Annotated in this window: 23 protein-coding genes; all 23 read right to left on the bottom strand. The window is 41.1% G+C overall.

Annotated features, from left to right (window positions below; genetic code table 11):
• Nucleotides 1-22: 22 nt before the first annotated feature.
• The gene (gene rplX / locus L0P31_RS02260; protein ID WP_000497691.1) at nt 23-328 is read right to left on the bottom strand and encodes a 50S ribosomal protein L24; all 306 of its coding nucleotides are present in this window, start codon (nt 326-328) and stop codon (nt 23-25) included.
• A 78-nt stretch (nt 329-406) separates the two neighbouring features.
• Nucleotides 407-775 (bottom strand): 50S ribosomal protein L14, encoded by a 369-nt coding sequence (rplN, locus tag L0P31_RS02255; RefSeq protein WP_000616545.1) that lies wholly within the window; start codon nt 773-775, stop codon nt 407-409.
• Between the two features lie 25 nt (nt 776-800).
• The gene (gene rpsQ / locus L0P31_RS02250) at nt 801-1,061 is read right to left on the bottom strand and encodes a 30S ribosomal protein S17 (RefSeq protein ID WP_000440801.1); all 261 of its coding nucleotides are present in this window, start codon (nt 1,059-1,061) and stop codon (nt 801-803) included.
• 24 nt (nt 1,062-1,085) lie between these two features.
• Nucleotides 1,086-1,292: a 50S ribosomal protein L29 gene (gene rpmC / locus L0P31_RS02245; RefSeq protein ID WP_000772918.1), complete on the bottom strand. Its 207-nt coding sequence runs from the start codon at nt 1,290-1,292 to the stop codon at nt 1,086-1,088.
• A gap of 9 nt (nt 1,293-1,301) precedes the next feature.
• Nucleotides 1,302-1,715, bottom strand: coding sequence for a 50S ribosomal protein L16 (gene rplP / locus L0P31_RS02240; protein ID WP_000960946.1), 414 nt, complete (start codon nt 1,713-1,715; stop codon nt 1,302-1,304).
• A 3-nt stretch (nt 1,716-1,718) separates the two neighbouring features.
• Nucleotides 1,719-2,372 (bottom strand): 30S ribosomal protein S3, encoded by a 654-nt coding sequence (gene rpsC, locus L0P31_RS02235; protein WP_000529936.1) that lies wholly within the window; start codon nt 2,370-2,372, stop codon nt 1,719-1,721.
• 12 nt (nt 2,373-2,384) lie between these two features.
• Entirely contained in the window at nt 2,385-2,729 is a 345-nt protein-coding gene (gene rplV, locus L0P31_RS02230; protein WP_000818137.1) for a 50S ribosomal protein L22, read from the bottom strand.
• Nucleotides 2,730-2,740: 11 nt separating this feature from the next.
• On the bottom strand, nt 2,741-3,022 hold the full coding sequence (rpsS, locus tag L0P31_RS02225; protein WP_000533766.1) for a 30S ribosomal protein S19: 282 nt from the start codon (nt 3,020-3,022) through the stop codon (nt 2,741-2,743).
• A gap of 103 nt (nt 3,023-3,125) precedes the next feature.
• A complete protein-coding gene (gene rplB / locus L0P31_RS02220) occupies nt 3,126-3,959 on the bottom strand; it encodes a 50S ribosomal protein L2 (protein ID WP_000512911.1) in 834 nt (277 codons plus the stop codon).
• A gap of 17 nt (nt 3,960-3,976) precedes the next feature.
• The gene (locus L0P31_RS02215; protein WP_001055347.1) at nt 3,977-4,273 is read right to left on the bottom strand and encodes a 50S ribosomal protein L23; all 297 of its coding nucleotides are present in this window, start codon (nt 4,271-4,273) and stop codon (nt 3,977-3,979) included.
• A complete protein-coding gene (gene rplD / locus L0P31_RS02210; RefSeq protein ID WP_000024549.1) occupies nt 4,273-4,896 on the bottom strand; it encodes a 50S ribosomal protein L4 in 624 nt (207 codons plus the stop codon). The genes L0P31_RS02215 and rplD overlap by 1 nt, the downstream gene beginning before the upstream one ends.
• 24 nt (nt 4,897-4,920) lie before the next feature.
• Nucleotides 4,921-5,547, bottom strand: a complete 627-nt coding sequence (gene rplC / locus L0P31_RS02205) for a 50S ribosomal protein L3 (protein ID WP_000160197.1) — start codon at nt 5,545-5,547, stop codon at nt 4,921-4,923.
• Nucleotides 5,548-5,628: 81 nt separating this feature from the next.
• Nucleotides 5,629-5,937 (bottom strand): 30S ribosomal protein S10, encoded by a 309-nt coding sequence (gene rpsJ, locus L0P31_RS02200; protein ID WP_001284513.1) that lies wholly within the window; start codon nt 5,935-5,937, stop codon nt 5,629-5,631.
• Between the two features lie 253 nt (nt 5,938-6,190).
• Complete coding sequence (gene nrdG / locus L0P31_RS02195) at nt 6,191-6,781, bottom strand: anaerobic ribonucleoside-triphosphate reductase activating protein (protein WP_084928767.1); 591 nt, start codon at nt 6,779-6,781, stop codon at nt 6,191-6,193.
• Nucleotides 6,774-7,280, bottom strand: coding sequence for a GNAT family N-acetyltransferase (locus tag L0P31_RS02190; protein ID WP_084928766.1), 507 nt, complete (start codon nt 7,278-7,280; stop codon nt 6,774-6,776). Before L0P31_RS02190 ends, nrdG begins: the two co-directional genes overlap by 8 nt.
• Nucleotides 7,281-7,323: 43 nt before the next feature.
• Nucleotides 7,324-7,464 (bottom strand): hypothetical protein, encoded by a 141-nt coding sequence (locus L0P31_RS02185; RefSeq protein WP_000521618.1) that lies wholly within the window; start codon nt 7,462-7,464, stop codon nt 7,324-7,326.
• 11 nt (nt 7,465-7,475) lie between these two features.
• The gene (gene nrdD, locus L0P31_RS02180; RefSeq protein WP_229294453.1) at nt 7,476-9,683 is read right to left on the bottom strand and encodes an anaerobic ribonucleoside-triphosphate reductase; all 2,208 of its coding nucleotides are present in this window, start codon (nt 9,681-9,683) and stop codon (nt 7,476-7,478) included.
• A gap of 119 nt (nt 9,684-9,802) precedes the next feature.
• Nucleotides 9,803-11,356: a damage-inducible protein CinA gene (locus L0P31_RS02175; protein WP_238095571.1), complete on the bottom strand. Its 1,554-nt coding sequence runs from the start codon at nt 11,354-11,356 to the stop codon at nt 9,803-9,805.
• A gap of 254 nt (nt 11,357-11,610) precedes the next feature.
• Nucleotides 11,611-13,143, bottom strand: a complete 1,533-nt coding sequence (gene cls / locus L0P31_RS02170; RefSeq protein WP_238095569.1) for a cardiolipin synthase — start codon at nt 13,141-13,143, stop codon at nt 11,611-11,613.
• A gap of 254 nt (nt 13,144-13,397) precedes the next feature.
• Complete coding sequence (locus L0P31_RS02165) at nt 13,398-13,862, bottom strand: SP_0198 family lipoprotein (RefSeq protein WP_049502624.1); 465 nt, start codon at nt 13,860-13,862, stop codon at nt 13,398-13,400.
• An 86-nt stretch (nt 13,863-13,948) separates the two neighbouring features.
• The gene (locus L0P31_RS02160) at nt 13,949-15,199 is read right to left on the bottom strand and encodes a folylpolyglutamate synthase/dihydrofolate synthase family protein (RefSeq protein ID WP_000464318.1); all 1,251 of its coding nucleotides are present in this window, start codon (nt 15,197-15,199) and stop codon (nt 13,949-13,951) included.
• Between the two features lie 255 nt (nt 15,200-15,454).
• Nucleotides 15,455-15,760: a DUF1292 domain-containing protein gene (locus tag L0P31_RS02155; RefSeq protein ID WP_000017620.1), complete on the bottom strand. Its 306-nt coding sequence runs from the start codon at nt 15,758-15,760 to the stop codon at nt 15,455-15,457.
• Nucleotides 15,761-15,775: 15 nt separating this feature from the next.
• Nucleotides 15,776-16,195 carry a Holliday junction resolvase RuvX gene (gene ruvX, locus L0P31_RS02150; RefSeq protein ID WP_004239076.1) on the bottom strand — a complete coding sequence of 140 codons (420 nt, stop codon included), beginning with the start codon at nt 16,193-16,195 and terminating at the stop codon, nt 15,776-15,778.
• Nucleotide 16,196 lies beyond the last annotated feature (1 nt).

Here is a 16,196-nt window from a genome sequence, read left to right as displayed (position 1 = left end):
ATACTTCTCCTTTCCTTCGTGATTAATCAAGCACTTCGCCTGATTTTTTGTTGTAGCGAACTTTTTTACCGTCTACAAATTTGTAACCAACACGACCAGCTACACCATTTTTGTCCAAAACTTGAACGTTTGATACGTGGATAGCTGCTTCTTTCTCGATGATACCACCTTGAGGAAGTTCGTTAGTTGGACGTTGGTGTTTCTTAACGATGTTAACACCTTCAACGATAACTTTGTTTACTTTTGGAAGGGCAGTAAGGACAACAGCTTCTGTTCCCTTATCTTTACCAGCGATTACGCGAACTTTGTCGCCTTTTTTTACAAACATTAGGTTTCTCCTTGATTTTTCTTACGCCCATAAGGGCACCCTGGAGGTAAATCCAGGGGACTAGTTTGTTTCTAAAAATTAAAGTACTTCTGGAGCAAGTGACACGATCTTCATGAAGCCACCTTCACGCAATTCACGTGCAACTGGGCCAAAGATACGTGTTCCGCGAGGAGTTTTGTCTTCACGGATGATAACTGCTGCGTTTTCGTCAAATTTGATGTATGAACCATCAGCACGACGAGCACCTGATTTAGTACGAACGATAACTGCTTTAACAACGTCACCTTTTTTAACCGCACCACCAGGAGTAGCTTGTTTTACAGATGCCACGATAACATCACCGATGTTTGCAAATTTACGTCCTGAACCACCAAGAACTTTGATAGTCAAGATTTCGCGAGCACCGCTGTTGTCTGCGACTTTCAAACGAGTTTCTGTTTGAATCATTTCAGTTTTCTCCTTTCAGGTTTGATTAGATGATGACCGCTTCTTCAACAACTTCTACAAGACGGAAACGTTTTGTAGCTGAAAGCGGGCGAGTTTCCATGATACGTACGATATCGCCTTCTTTGGCAACATTGTTTTCATCATGAGCTTTGTATTTTTTAGAGTAGTTAATACGTTTACCATAGACTGGGTGGTTACGTTTTGTTTCAACTACAACTGTGATTGTCTTGTCCATTTTGTCAGATACAACACGTCCAACAAGAACTTTACGATTATTGCGTTCCATTGAAATTTCTCCTTCCCTAGTCTATTATTTCGCTTCAGATTGAACTGTTTTGATACGAGCGATTTGTTTTTTAACTTCTTTCAAGCGAGCTGTTTGTTCCAATTGACCAGTAGCAGCTTGGAAACGAAGTTCAAACAATTCTTTTTTCAATTCGTTTTCGCGCTTCGCGAGTTCTTCTTGAGAAAGACCACGAAGTTCTTTAACAAATTCTTTTACTTCATTAAGTTTCATGCCTTCTCCTTATTCTGCTTCACGTTTTACGAATTTACATTTAACTGGCAATTTGTGGCTAGCAAGACGAAGCGCTTCGCGAGCGATCTCTTCAGATACACCAGCGATTTCGAACATCACTTTACCACGTTTAACTGGTGCTACCCAACCTTCAGGTGCCCCTTTACCAGATCCCATACGCACACCGATAGCTTTAGCAGTGTATGATTTGTGTGGGAAGATTTTAATCCAAACTTTACCACCACGTTTCATGTAACGAGTCATGGCGATACGAGCAGCTTCGATTTGGCGGTTAGTGATCCAGTGGCTAGTTGTAGCTTGAAGACCGTATTCACCGAATGCTACTTCTTTTCCACCTTTTGCTTCACCGCGCATTTTTCCACGGAATTCACGACGGTGTTTAACACGTTTAGGTACTAACATTGGTTATTTACCTCCTTTAGTGTTTTTGCGAGCTGGAAGAACTTCACCACGGTAGATCCATACTTTAACACCAAGTTTACCGTATGTAGTATCTGCTTCTTCCCAAGCGTAATCGATATCTGCACGAAGTGTGTGAAGTGGAACAGTTCCTTCAGAGTATCCTTCAGCACGGGCGATATCTGCACCGTTCAAACGACCTGATACTTGAGTTTTGATTCCTTTAGCTCCAGCACGCATTGCACGTTGGATTGCTTGTTTTTGTGCACGACGGAAAGCAACACGTTGCTCCAATTGACGAGCAATTCCTTCACCTACAAGGTGAGCATCCAAATCAGGTTGTTTGATTTCGATGATGTTGATGTGTACTTGTTTTCCAGTCAATTTGTTAAGTTTCGCACGGAGTGCATCAACGTTAGCACCACCTTTACCGATAACCATACCTGGTTTAGCAGTGTGAAGTGAAACGTTAACTTTGTTTACTGCGCGTTCGATTTCGATAGTTGAAACTGCTGCGTCAGCAAGTTCTTTTTGAACGAATTTACGGATTGCAAGATCTTCATGAAGGTAATCCGCGTATTCTTTTTCAGCATACCATTTGGCATCCCAATCACGGATGATGCCGACACGCATACCAATTGGATGTACTTTTTGACCCACGATTTTACCTCCTTATTTTTCTGCAACAGCTACAGTGATGTGAGCTGTACGTTTGTTGATTGGTGAAGCTGAACCTTTCGCACGTGGACGGAAACGTTTCATAGTTGGTCCTTCGTTTGCGAATGCTTCAGATACTACCAAGTTAGCTTTATCCAAACCAAAGTTGTTTTCAGCGTTAGCTACAGCTGAGTTCAAAACTTTCAAGATGATTTCAGCAGCTTTGTTTGGAGTGAATGTCAAGATTGCGATTGCATCGGCTACGCTTTTACCACGGATGTTATCAAGAACAAGACGTGATTTACGAGGTGAAACACGTACTGTACGAGCCATTGCTTTAGCTGAAGTAATTTCTGCCATTTATGTTCTCCTTATTTTCTACGTGTTTTCTTGTCGTCTGCAGCGTGACCTTTGTAAGTACGAGTTGGTGCAAATTCACCAAGTTTGTGACCTACCATGTCTTCTTGGATGTAAACAGGTACGTGTTTACGTCCGTCATAAACTGCGATAGTGTAACCAATGAAACTTGGGAAGATCGTTGAACGACGTGACCAAGTTTTAATAACTTTTTTCTTTTCGTCGTTAGCTTGAGCTTCAACTTTTTTCATCAAATGCTCATCGACGAAAGGTCCTTTTTTAAGACTGCGTCCCATTTTTATATTTTCTCCTTTAAATGTTGTACCACAGCGGCTTGCGCTCACAAGCAGCGCTACCGAGCTGGCGGATTTACTAGTTGCTTAAGCGACTAGTTTAATATTATTTCTCGTTGCGACGACGAACGATAAGTTTGTCAGATTTCGCTTTCTTGTTACGAGTTTTAAGACCAAGAGCAGGTTTGCCCCATGGAGTAGATGGTGCTTTACGACCAACTGGTGCTTTACCTTCACCACCACCGTGTGGGTGATCGTTAGGGTTCATTACAGAACCACGAACTGTTGGGCGGATACCTTTCCAACGGCTACGTCCTGCTTTACCAAGGTTTACAAGTCCATGTTGTTCGTTTCCGACAACACCAACTGTAGCACGACAAGTTCCAAGAATCATACGAACTTCACCTGATTGAAGACGAACAAGAACGTATTTACCTTCAGAACCCAATACTTGAGCAGATGCTCCAGCAGCACGTACCAATTCACCACCACGACCTGGTTTCAACTCGATGTTGTGGATCAAAGTACCAACTGGAATGTTAGCAAGTGGAAGAGCGTTTCCGACTTTGATATCTGCTTCTGGACCTGAAACGATACGTTGACCAACTTCAAGACCTTTTGGAGCGATGATGTACGCTTTCACACCGTCAGTGTAGTGTACAAGAGCGATGTTTGCAGAACGGTTTGGATCGTACTCAATTGTTTTAACAACTGCTTCAACGTTGTCTTTGTTACGTTTGAAGTCAACCAAACGGTAGAAACGTTTGTGTCCACCACCTTGGTGACGAACTGTGATACGACCGTTGTTGTTACGACCAGCCTTGCTCTTCAATGCAACAAGCAATGATTTTTCAGGAGTGCTTGTTGTGATTTCAGCGAAATCCAAAGAAGTCATATTACGGCGACCGTTTGTTGTTGGTTTATAAACACGAATTCCCACGATATTTCCTCCTTAGATTATTCAGCTTCAGCAGCAAACAACTCGATTGCTTTAGAATCAGCTGTAAGTGTGATGATAGCTTTTTTAGTTTTGTTAGTAAAACCAGTGTAACGTCCAACACGTTTAGCTTTTGGTTTTACGTTGATTGTGTTAACATTTGCAACTTTAACACCTTCGAAAGCAGCTTCAACAGCTTGCTTGATCAAAAGTTTGTGTGCACGAGTGTCAACTTCAAATACATATTTTCCTGCTTCAAGTTGAGCCATTGAGCTTTCAGTGATTACAGGTTTTTTGATAACATCATACAAATTCATTATGCAAGAACCTCCTCGATTTTAGAGATAGCTGCTTGAGTAACAAGAAGTTTGTCACTATTTGCGATGTCAAGAACACTTGCAGTTGTAGCAGTCGCAACTTTCACGTTTGGAAGGTTACGAGCTGAGAGAGCTGCGAATTCGTTTCCTTCTTCAAGAATAACAAGGACTTTAGAATCGATGCTCAAAGCTGCAAGAACTTTTGCAAATTCAGCAGTTTTTGGAGCTGTAAATTCAAGAGAATCAACGGCTACAAATTTATTTTCAGCAACTTTTTCTGAGTAAACAGATTTAAGCGCAAGGCGACGAACTTTTTGAGGAAGTTTGTACGCATAGCTACGTGGAGTTGGTCCGAAGACGATTCCACCACCACGCCATTGTGGAGAGCGGATAGAACCTTGACGAGCACGTCCAGTTCCTTTTTGACGCCATGGTTTGCGTCCGCCACCTGAAACAGCTGAGCGGTTTTTAACTGCGTGAGTTCCTTGACGAAGGCTAGCACGTTGGCTGATGATCACATCAAACACAACAGATTGGTTTGGTTCGATACCAAAGATTGCATCGTTAAGAACAACTTCGCCAGCTTGTTTACCAGTTTGGTCGAATAATGTTACATTTGCCATTTTGACTGTATTCCCCTTTCCTTATTATTTACCAGCTTTAACTGCTGACTTGATAGTGATAAGAGATTTCTTAGCACCTGGTACGTTACCTTTGATAAGGATAACGTTCTTTTCTGGAACAACTTGTACAACTTCAAGGTTTTGAATTGTTACACGGTCACCACCCATACGTCCTGCAAGGTTTTTACCTTTGAATACGCGGTTAGGTGCAACAGGTCCCATAGAACCTGGACGACGGTGGTAACGAGAACCGTGAGCCATTGGTCCACGTGATTGTCCGTGGCGCTTGATAACACCTTGGAAACCTTTACCTTTAGAAGTACCAGTTACGTCAACAACGTCTCCAGCTGCGAATGTTTCAACTGTGATTTCAGCACCAACTTCCAAGCCTTCAACGTTTTTGAATTCACGAATGAAGCGCTTAGGAGCCGTGTTAGCTTTCGCTACATGTCCTTTAGCAGGTTTGTTGCTCAATACTTCGCGTTTGTCATCAAAACCAACTTGGATAGCGTTGTATCCGTCTGTTTCAACAGTTTTAACTTGAAGAACAACGTTTGGAGTTGCTTCAATAACTGTTACAGGGATCAATTCGCCAGCTTCAGTGAAGATTTGAGTCATTCCCACTTTTTTCCCTAAGATTCCTTTTGTCATGAGAAAATAGTTCCTTTTCTATATTTTTATTCAAAAAGTTTTTAACGAGCGTTTTTTATGCTCAAGATATCAAGCTTTAGATTAAAGTTTGATTTCTACGTTTACACCACTTGGAAGATCCAATTTCATCAAAGCATCAACTGTTTTTTGAGTTGGGTTAACGATATCGATCAAACGTTTGTGTGTACGCATTTCAAATTGTTCGCGAGAGTCTTTGTATTTGTGAGTCGCACGAATGATTGTGTAGAGGCTACGTTCAGTTGGAAGTGGGATTGGACCCGCAACTTGTGCACCTGTACGAGTAGCTGATTCTACGATTTTTGCAGCCGCTGTGTCAAGCGTACGGTGTTCGTAAGCTTTCAAACGGATACGGATTTTTTTGTTTGCCATCTTTTTCTCCTTTTCGTCTATTTAAGATAATAGGCTAGCTCCACAAGAAAACCGACGCGGTGTTGCGTGGCAATGCAACCGAGCGTGTCGCAACCTCTTGCATCAAAGCTAAGGCTGTAATTTACAGCACCATAATAGAATAACACAAAGCCCCTGCGATTGCAAGGGATTTGTTGCTGTTTTTTCGTTTTTTACAATGAAACTGTTTTCTTTTTTATAGGTCATTTATTTAACTATCTTTTATAGAAGAAAGTTAGTCTCTCTTCACCTGTTCATAGCTTTCTTTTCCGTCATTAAGCTTATCCCAAATCACTACTTGCCCACTTTTGAAAGATTTTTGCACATCGATAATTCGTTGGTTGGACGAACCTCGAAACTGAAGCATAAGATTTCTCTTAGTTCGATCATACCGTCCATCGACAAGAATGTCAATCAGTGACAAGAGTTCCAATTTATCTGAGGTCTCCAGCATCATTTCTTCCCAAGTGTATCCCGTCCAGGACCAGATATCCTTATTTGGCAATTCCTTACGGATACGTTTAACAAGTGGCAAGAGAATACCCGTATTGAGAAAGGGCTCCCCTCCCAGCAAGGTCAAGCCTTGAACATAGGATTGAGCAAGATCTGCCATGATCTGTTCTTCTAATTCTGCTGTATAGGGAATGCCAGCATTAAAAGACCAAGTCGCAACATTATAACATCCCTCGCAGTGAAACATGCAGCCTGATACATAGAGAGAGTTGCGTACTCCTTCTCCATCTACAAAGTTAAAGGCCTTGTAGTCGATGATACGCCCTTGACTAAGCTCCTCGCTTTTCCATTCTTGTGGTTTAGGATTATTCATTTGCTACCTCTATCCAATAACGCTCGACTCCATTACGAACATCTTCAAGAATTCCTCCATTTGCTAAAATGACTGCTCTGCTAGCAGGATTATTCACACTACAGGTCACAAGAGTTCTCTTGATGTTCTTTTCCTTAGCAACTTGCAAGCCCTGACTGAGAGTTTCCTTAGCATAACCTTTACCTCTTTCTGATAGACGAATGGAGTAGCCAATGTGCCCACCTTCTTCTAGGAGAAAGTTACTGAGGCGCAACCGAAGATTAAGAAATCCAAGTGCTTGACCTTTCTCGGAAAAAGCTACTAACTGAATTGCAGGAACCCATCCTTCAGGCAAATTAATCCCCATTTCCTGATTCTGATTACTTTCCAACCACTCTTCATACACAGAGTTCTCTGCATCCCAAAATCCTCCATCATGGGCTGATTGGCTCTTTTCAAACTCTGCCATCATCTCTAAAACTATTTCTTTATCTGACAATCTTGGTCTGCGTAATTCCATCCTTACCTCCCACTAAGAGAAAAGCGAGAGCTGACTCTCACTTTTATTTCTTCTTATTCTTATTTAAAAATTGTTCTCTGAGGTTGAGCAAGCGTTCTTTTTTACCAGCTCCACCTTTAGAGTGTTTCTCGTGATAACGGGTCACTTGTGCACGCCCCTTATCGTCTAATTGATATTTTCCCATTTCATTTCTTTCTAATTTGTTACTTGGTGGCCAGCTATTTTAATCGTTGAACCATTCATATGTTTGACACGCGCAGCTATTTCCTTGTGACGGCCATTGACCATAGGTCTCGCTTGAGGATTACCTAAATATCCGCAAGTGCGTTTGACCACATCTACTGTTTTTGGATCGCTATTTCCACAGTTTGGACAAGCAAATCCTCTCTCAGTTGGTTCAAAATCCCCTTCAAAGTCACACTTATAGCAACGGTCTATGGGAGTATTGGTCCCAAGATAGCCGACACGGTCATAGGCATAGTCCCAGACAGCTTCCAAGGCCTTTGGATTTTGCTGGAGGACTGGATACTCACAGTAATGAATGAAACCACCTGACGCACCTGCTTCTGGATAGACTTTCTCAAAGTCCAATTTTTCAAACGGTGTTGGATTTTTACGAACGTCGTAGTGGAAAGAGTTGGTGTAGTATTCCTTATCTGTAATATCAGGAATAGAACCAAACTTCTCTGTATCCAGTCGGCAAAAACGGTCTGTCAAACTTTCGGACGGTGTTGAGTAGATAGAGAAATGGTAGCCATATTGGTCAGACCACTCTTCTACACGGCGTTTCATATCTCTAATAATGTCTAGCGTGAATTCCTTAGCTTCTGGATTGTGTTCCCAACTATTTCCAAAGAAGACTGTCGCTACTTCGTACAAACCGATGTAACCCAACGAAACGGTTGCACGACGATTCTTAAAGAGCTGGTTAACATTTTCTTCTTTACCTAGACGATGGCCAAAAGCACCGTACTGATAGAGGATAGGAGCATTGGCTGGTGTCGCTTCTTTAGTGCGTTCGACACGGTAAACCAGAGCATCTTCAGCGATATTCATCCGCTCGTTGAAGATTTCCCAGAACTTATTCATATCACCTTCAGACTCAAGGGCAATACGAGGAAGATTGACCGTCACCACCCCTAGATTCATACGGCCAGAGTTAACTTCAACTCCATTTTCATCCTTCCATCCTTGAAGGAATGAACGACATCCCATCGGAACCTTGAAGGAACCTGTCAATTCGATAATCTTATCATAAGACAAGACATCTGGGTACATCCGCTTGGTTGCACACTCAAGAGCCAACTGCTTAATGTCGTAGTTGGGAGTCCCTTCTTCCAAGTTAAGACCTCTTTTCAGAGTAAAAATCAGTTTAGGGAAGATAGCTGTGCGGTGTTCTGAACCAAGTCCCTTGATTCGGATGTTCAAGATAGCTTTTTGAATTTCACGCTCAAAACGATTGGTTCCCAGACCAAAACCTAGTGAAGTAAAAGGTGTTTGGCCATTTGAAGTGAAGAGAGTATTGACTTCATACTCAAGGGATTGCATAGCATCATAGATGTCTTTTTGGGTTTTCTTCCAGGCATAATCTTCCCGTTTTTCAGGCAAGACCCATTCTTCTGCATCTTTGAGGTGTTTTTGATAGTTCTTTTCTGCATAAGGCGCCAAAACTTCATCAATACGGTCAGCTGAACAGCCACCGTACTGGCTAGAAGCAACGTTGGCGATAATTTGGGAAATCTGAGCTGTCGCAGTCTGGATAGACTTGGGACTCTCTACTTCGGCATTCCCAATCTTAAAACCATTTTCCAACATCCCTTTAAAATCAATCAAACAGCAGTTGGTCATAGGGGTATAGGGACTGTAGTCCAAATCGTGATAGTGGATATCCCCCTTTTGGTGGGCATTGGCTACGTGCTTAGGGAGCATTTGCAGTCCGATTGACTTCCCAACAATTCCCGCTGTCAAATCACGCTGGGTATTAAAGACATCGCTGTCTTTATTTGCATTTTCATTGACAACTGCCTGATCTTTGTTGAGAAGTTTATGGATACTAAAGTTGATATCTGTCGCTTTTGAGCGCTCAAAATCCCTTTGTGTCCGATAAGTAATATACTCCTCAGCTAGCGCATATTCTTTGGCTTCAAGGAGTTCATGTTCTACGATATTTTGGATTTCATAAATCTTAACCCCCTGTGGAAAACGACTATGAATTTCTGTGACAATTCGCTCGGTCAGAGCATTTAGGCGCTTTTCAACTAAGGGTGTCACGTCCATAACCTTGTCAGCAGCCTTGTGGAGAGCCTTGTCAATCTTGTCCACATCAAATACAACACGTCTCCCATCTCGTTTTTCAACGAAGAGGGTTGGCAAAATTGTAATTTTTTCTTCTAGTGCAATCATATTCATGCTCTTTTCTAAAATGTGATATCTAAAAAGTATTATACCACTCTAAAAAGAAAAATCAATATCTTGTGTTAAAAATCCTAAAATTTTTAAAAATCCACAAGATATTGATTCGGTTATTTAATTTTATAGATTTTAAACTCTGAGTAATCAGTCTTTACTTGTTGGTAATTTTCTTTCAAAATTGTTTCCACTTCAGACCAGACTGCTACCTTATCATTCACCACAATCACCTTAGGTTTGTTTTCTTTCAAGTCATTGATTAAACTAGTTTTATTCTCTTCTGTACTCGTGTAAAGAAGAGGTGATGGGAACATGGATCCAGACAAACGCTGGCTTTCTTTATACATCTGAACATGTGAATCCCAAATATAGATTTGGTCACCATCACTCGTCTCTTGTTTGACTCTATCTACCACTTGATGTTGTTCTCTATAAGAAGCTGGATGCAAGACAAAACGAGCTACAAAAGGAATTGCAATCAGATAAACCACCACTAGGATCGGTAAGTAGAGATTCCCTTTCATGAATTTTTTCCATAAAGTAGGAACTTCTTCTCTTCTACTACGGCGAGCTCCCCTAGCTGAATGTTTCCCACGAATACTGGTCATCAAAAGAAGGAGTAAAAATGGAATGATTAGAATCAAACGCGAACCGTGAAGAGATTCTTGAGAAAAAAGCAACAAAGCTAATACAAATAAGAAAGCAAAACTAGCTGGCACTGAAATAACATACAATCTTGATGCCTTTGATTGGAACAATCCTAGAAAAACAAGGAAGAGAGCTCCTAAACCAAAGGTCAACAAACCATAGAATACAACATTATCCATTAGTTGAGGATTCGTAAAGACCTGAAGGGAATCAATCGGATATAAAAGACTTCCCATAGCTCCTCCAAAACTACCTGAAGTAAGCACATAGTAGCCTACTGGATAAAAGATGAGAGAAAAGCCAAGTGCTGCTGCAAAAAACTGATAAACTCCATGAGCAAAGCGACCATGCCCAACATTAAAGACAAATAAACCAATCGTTACTACTACAGTAAAGAGAAGACTTGTAAGAGGCTCTATGAAAAATGATAGACCCAAAAAGATCCCCAGACGTAGAAATCCCTTGTCATGGTTAGGATTTGATAGATAAGCTGCTATGAACGAAAATCCTGCAAACAGAAATGGCAAAGCTAAAATCGTAGCATATCCTCCTCCAAAACCGAGACCGGATACCAAAATATAAAATATGGTTAAGAGTTGCTTGGCTTGCTCCCTTTGTCCCGTCAGATAGTCAGTTGAAGAAAAGAGGAAATAACCTCCTCCTAAGAGGGCTAGCCATTCTACCAAGGCAAAAAGAATGCCTCCTTGGGTGATGTAAAGTAGCAAGTAATAAATAAGACCGTGACTAGCATAATAGCTACTGTAGAGCTGTCCTCCCTGATGCCAAGCCCACCCTATATACAAATCCTGCGCCTGAGAGGGACTTACCATATCTAAAAGTAAAGGTATCACCACAGAAAAAAACGTTGCAATCGTACTTCCAATGATGAGTCTGAAAAACGGGAAAGCTACCTGTTCTTCTTTTTCTACATGAGATTCAAGGTTCCTATCCAATCTATTTTCAATGTCATTACTCTGTATCGTTTCGGATACTTCTTCGATTCTGCCATATACAGCCATGTCGTTTCTCCTATTCAATTTATCTGTCTTAGTATATCAAAAAGACCTAAAATTGTCAGCTTGCGATGGCTGTTTGAGTGATTTTTTGCATAGTTTCACAAAGGTTTCAATTTCCCGAAATCGGTGTAAATGCGTCTGTTTAAATGACATGATATAATCCAATTCTTTCTGAGTCAGCATCATTCCCCCTCTATCTTTCTATTCGTAAAAGGCAAGAAAAATAGGACTGGGTTGTGTCCTAAGTCCTAGATTTCTTATAAGATTGGGGCAAATAACTGGGCAATTTCCTTAATCAATTTTTGATACCAGCTATTTTTTATCGTATGAGGGAAAATTTCTTGAGATACTGAAAAAATCTCCTCAAAATCTTTTTGAATCTCTGTGATTGATGCCGTTTTATATAGCAAAACTGCATCTTCATAGTGATGAAGCAAACTTCTATAATCTAAATTAATCGTTCCAACTGCAGCAAAGTCCTTGTCCACTAGGATTTGTTTACTGTGGATAAAGCCTGGACTATACTCAAAAATCCTGACTCCTGCTGACAAAAGATCCGGATAGGCTCCTCTTGTTATGAGCTGGATTAATTTTTTATCCGGAATGAAAGGAGTCACGATGCGGACATCAACACCCCTCATGGCTGCATTTTTAATACTCTCAGTTAAATCATAGTCAATAATCAAATAGGGTGTTGTGATATAGACTGAATCAGTAGCCTGATTAATCAAACTTTGATAAACTTTTTTCCCTACTTGAGTACGGAAGATGGGCTTGGGTCCACTACCGTAAGGAATGCAGAGCCCTTGGCCAGAACAAGGCTGATTTTCCAGGTGATACTGGTCAAAATCGCTGATTTCCCCACGATTGATGTACCAAGTCATCAAAAAAAGACGGGTTAGAGCCTTGACACCAGGGCCATCTAAGCGAATCCCACTGTCCTTCCAATAGCCAAAGCGTTCTATATGATTGATGTACTCATCGGCTAAGTTAATGCCTCCTGTATAGGCTACCTGACCATCTATGACAAGGATTTTACGATGGTCCCGATTGTTGTAAGCCACCGTCAAACGAGGAATCACCTTGTTAAACTTATGGGCTTCAATTCCTCGACTACGAAGTTGAATAGTATAGTCTCCAGGCAAAGTCGCCATACAGCCGATATCATCATAGAGCATCTTGACCTCTACACCCTGAGCTGCCTTTTGCTCTAGTATATCTAGTATGCTATTCCACATCAAACCTTCTTCGACAATATAATACTCTAGAAAGATAAATTTCTCAGCTTTCTTGAGATCTTCCAGCATATGTTGCCACATGCTTTCACCTGAAGGAAAGAATAGTGAGTCCGTTCGATCATATACATCGGCATTGCTATCCATACTTAGCAAAGATTTGATAACTCCGTAAGCCGCCTTATCATCTTCCTTCAATTTCTGGCGGAGAGCTTTACTGTTATCCTCCCGAAAATGCATAGAACCAAGTCTATCCAACTGCTTGATTTCTTTTTTGGACAATCGCCTTTCACCAAACATCAGATAGAGCAAGGGACCAATGACAGGAACAAAAGTCACCACTAACCACATCACTTTACTATCAGGCGCCATTGAGCGATTGACAATCGCTACGATAGTCGCCATACTCATAAAAATTAAGACAATTACCCATAGAATAGGGGCCATACGCCCTAAATAGAGAAAGAAACCAAAAACAAGACAAAGTTCAAGTAGCATAATCGAAAGACTAAAGCCATACTTGGACATCAATAATTGAAATTTTCTATATTTCATATCCCCTCCTTGATATTTTGATACTCAATGAAAAGCAAAGAGCAAACTAGGAAGCTAGTCGCAGGTTGCTCAAAACACTGTTTTGAGGTTGCAGATGGAAGCTGACGTGGTTTGAAGAGATTTTCGAAGAGTATGAATGCTAAAAACAGGTAATTAATACTAGTATAACGCAGGTATTCGGTAGAAGGCAAGTATTTATAATCATTTTTCTGAGTAAAAGCAAAAGAGACTGACAAAACCAGTCTCCTTCCAGTCTATTTTGATAAAACAATGCGATCAGACGCTTCTCTATCCCTATCGTCAATAATCATCTGATTGCCATTAATTGCATAAATCTTGACATCATCCCCAATAATCATGCGTTGATTAGCGGCATCGAAGCTAACCTGCTTGATTTCTTGATCTCCGTCAGTTTCTACCTGTGTCCATGTACCAGTTGTTCCAGTTACCACTAAAGTGATACGGTCTCCTTCGTCCTGACCAGTATAAGTTCCATCAATATTGGTTGGTTGAGCCTCAGGCGTATTTTGTGAAGAACTTGTCGCTGCCTGGTTTGAATTTTCTGCCGAAGATGAAGCAGCAGGTTGTGATTGCTGAGTTTGTTGTGTTTGCGATTGAGCTACTGGTTGTTGAACTTGTTGAGCTCTTTGTGAACAAGCTACTAAGAGACTAAGACTTGCTAGAGAAGCAAGAGAAAGTGTGAATCTTTTTAATTTCATGATGAATTTCCTTTCTGCTACCAATTTACAGAAGTTTTTCCTTCTAACTAGTAGTTTTCCTAGTATAACAAGTTCAAAAAAGGAGGTCAATTTATCTGCTCATGGGCCAGCAAGTAGCCCCGTACTTCTGAGATAAAATAGAGAGACCCTGTAATGAATAACAAGTCTTGAGTGTCTGCTCTTTCTTCGAAACTGCTGATAAATTCGCGATAAGAAGGAATTACATCGTAACCTGTTACATCTGTTTCATCCAAAGAACCTTGATAGTCAAAGCCGGTCACCTTGAGTTCCACCTGAGGCAATTTTTCAGTCAGATAAGCCAACATCCCTTGATAATCCTTCCTTTTCAAGGCTCCAAATAGGATTTGAGGACGATATCCTTCCTGCTCTTTTTCTTTAGTAAATTCAACCAAGCGAGTCAAGGCAGGGAGGTTATGAGCACCGTCCAAGTAAATTTGAGGACGAATACGCTCCAAACGCCCAGCCCAATGGGTCTTCTCCAAAGCCTGTCTTACAACCTGTTCATCAACAGCTTCCTTTCCTTCTCTCATAAAGAGAAGAAACGTTTGTAGCGCCAAGGCCGCATTTTCCTGCTGATAAGCTCCTTCCAAGCCTATTTTCAACTGTGAAAGGTTAGCCAAAGAGCTTGAAAAATCCCCATTCAGCATTGAAAAATCCTGACCTGCCTGATAAAGGTCAACAGCTAAAGATTCTGCTTTTTTCTGACAAACAAGCCTAGCTTCTGAAGGCAACTTAGCAATCACTGCCTTTTTACCAGCCTTAAAAATACCAGCTTTCTGCTCTGCAATTGCTGCTATACTGTCACCCAGAGTCTCCTGATGATCAAGTCCGATGGAAGTGATGACAGCAATCTCTCCAGTTACCACATTGGTCGTGTCTAGTAAACCACCAATTCCCACTTCTAGTAAAAGCAAATCCACCGCTTGCTCTCTAAAATAAAGAAAAGCAATCAAGGTCAGCAATTCAAAAAAAGACAACTGGTCATGGGTTTGCAGGAGCGTTTTCTCCATCTCCTTGACCTTATTAGCCAAACGGATGAAGTCTGCATCAGCTATTGGTTGCCCGTTAATGCAGATTCGATCATTGATAGAGACGATATGAGGGGAGGTGAAAGTCGCAACTTTTTTGCCATGCCCCATAAATAACTCCCTCATAAAAGCAATGGTAGATCCTTTTCCATTAGTTCCTGTTACGTGGATAATAGGATAAGACTTCTCGGGATTCCCCAACAAATCCACCGCTTGTTGCATTCGGCCCAAGCCTGATCGAAAATTCAAACCAATCCGACTATGGAGCCATTCTTCTACTTCAAACATATACATCTCCTTAATTACAGGTTCAATCAACTGCCTCAATAAAGTCTCATAACTAACAAAAACGAGGCCAGGATTTTCGTCCCGACCTCTCACCTGGTTAGCTAATAACTAGCTACTATGAAGTTAACGTGGGGTAAAACATCCACTGAATGTCCCAACTCTTCCCAATTTCTGGGAGTTGGGCTGATACAGTCTCCCAGACTTACTTACGGTCTTTATTTTTAGCGTAAGGGTAAAAATGTTCACTGAACATTTTTACTCCTCCATAAAGCTGTTGAAGACTTCTTCAATCATGTTCCATTCGTCTTCTGAGTCTTCTGGGATTGGTTGCAATTCACCTTCTGTTCCATCTTCGTTTTCGATGAATGAGTAAGCTTGGATTTCAACTTGTCCGTCTTCGTCTTCTTCTGCGTTAACTGGTACTAGAAGAACATAGTTTTTACCAAATTCTTCTTTTCCGTCAATGGTCAAAAGGATTTCAAACAAGGTTTCATTTCCTTGTTCATCTACTAGTGTGATTAATTCACGTTCTTCGTGGTCGTGGTTATGATCGTGTGACATAGCCTCTCCTTTGTATTAAAATTTTCTATCTAAATAATTTTGTAAAATCAGCTGAGCTGCTAACTTATCAATGACTTTCTTGCGCTTATTACGACTGATATCTGCTTGCTCGATCAACATGCGCTCTGCGGCAACTGTTGTCAAGCGTTCATCTTGATAGTCTACTGGTAAACCAAAAAGCTCTTCTAACTTTGCTCCGTAGGCTTGACTAGCTTCCACGCGCGGTCCGCTTGTATTGTTCATGTTTTTAGGCAAGCCCACTACAAATCGTTCCACCTTGTAAGTATCAACCAACTCCTTAACGCGGTCAAAACCAAATTGACCTTGTTCCTCATTGATTTGAATGATTTCAAGCCCTTGAGCTGTAAAACCGAGCGGATCGCTAATGGCCACCCCTACCGTTTTTGAACCGACGTCCAATCCCATAATTCTCATA

Source organism: Streptococcus mitis, assembly GCF_022137125.1.
GTDB lineage: Bacteria > Bacillota > Bacilli > Lactobacillales > Streptococcaceae > Streptococcus > Streptococcus mitis_CE.
The sequence above is the reverse complement of the archived record's forward strand: the minus strand, read 5'-3'. Positions and strand labels throughout refer to the sequence as shown.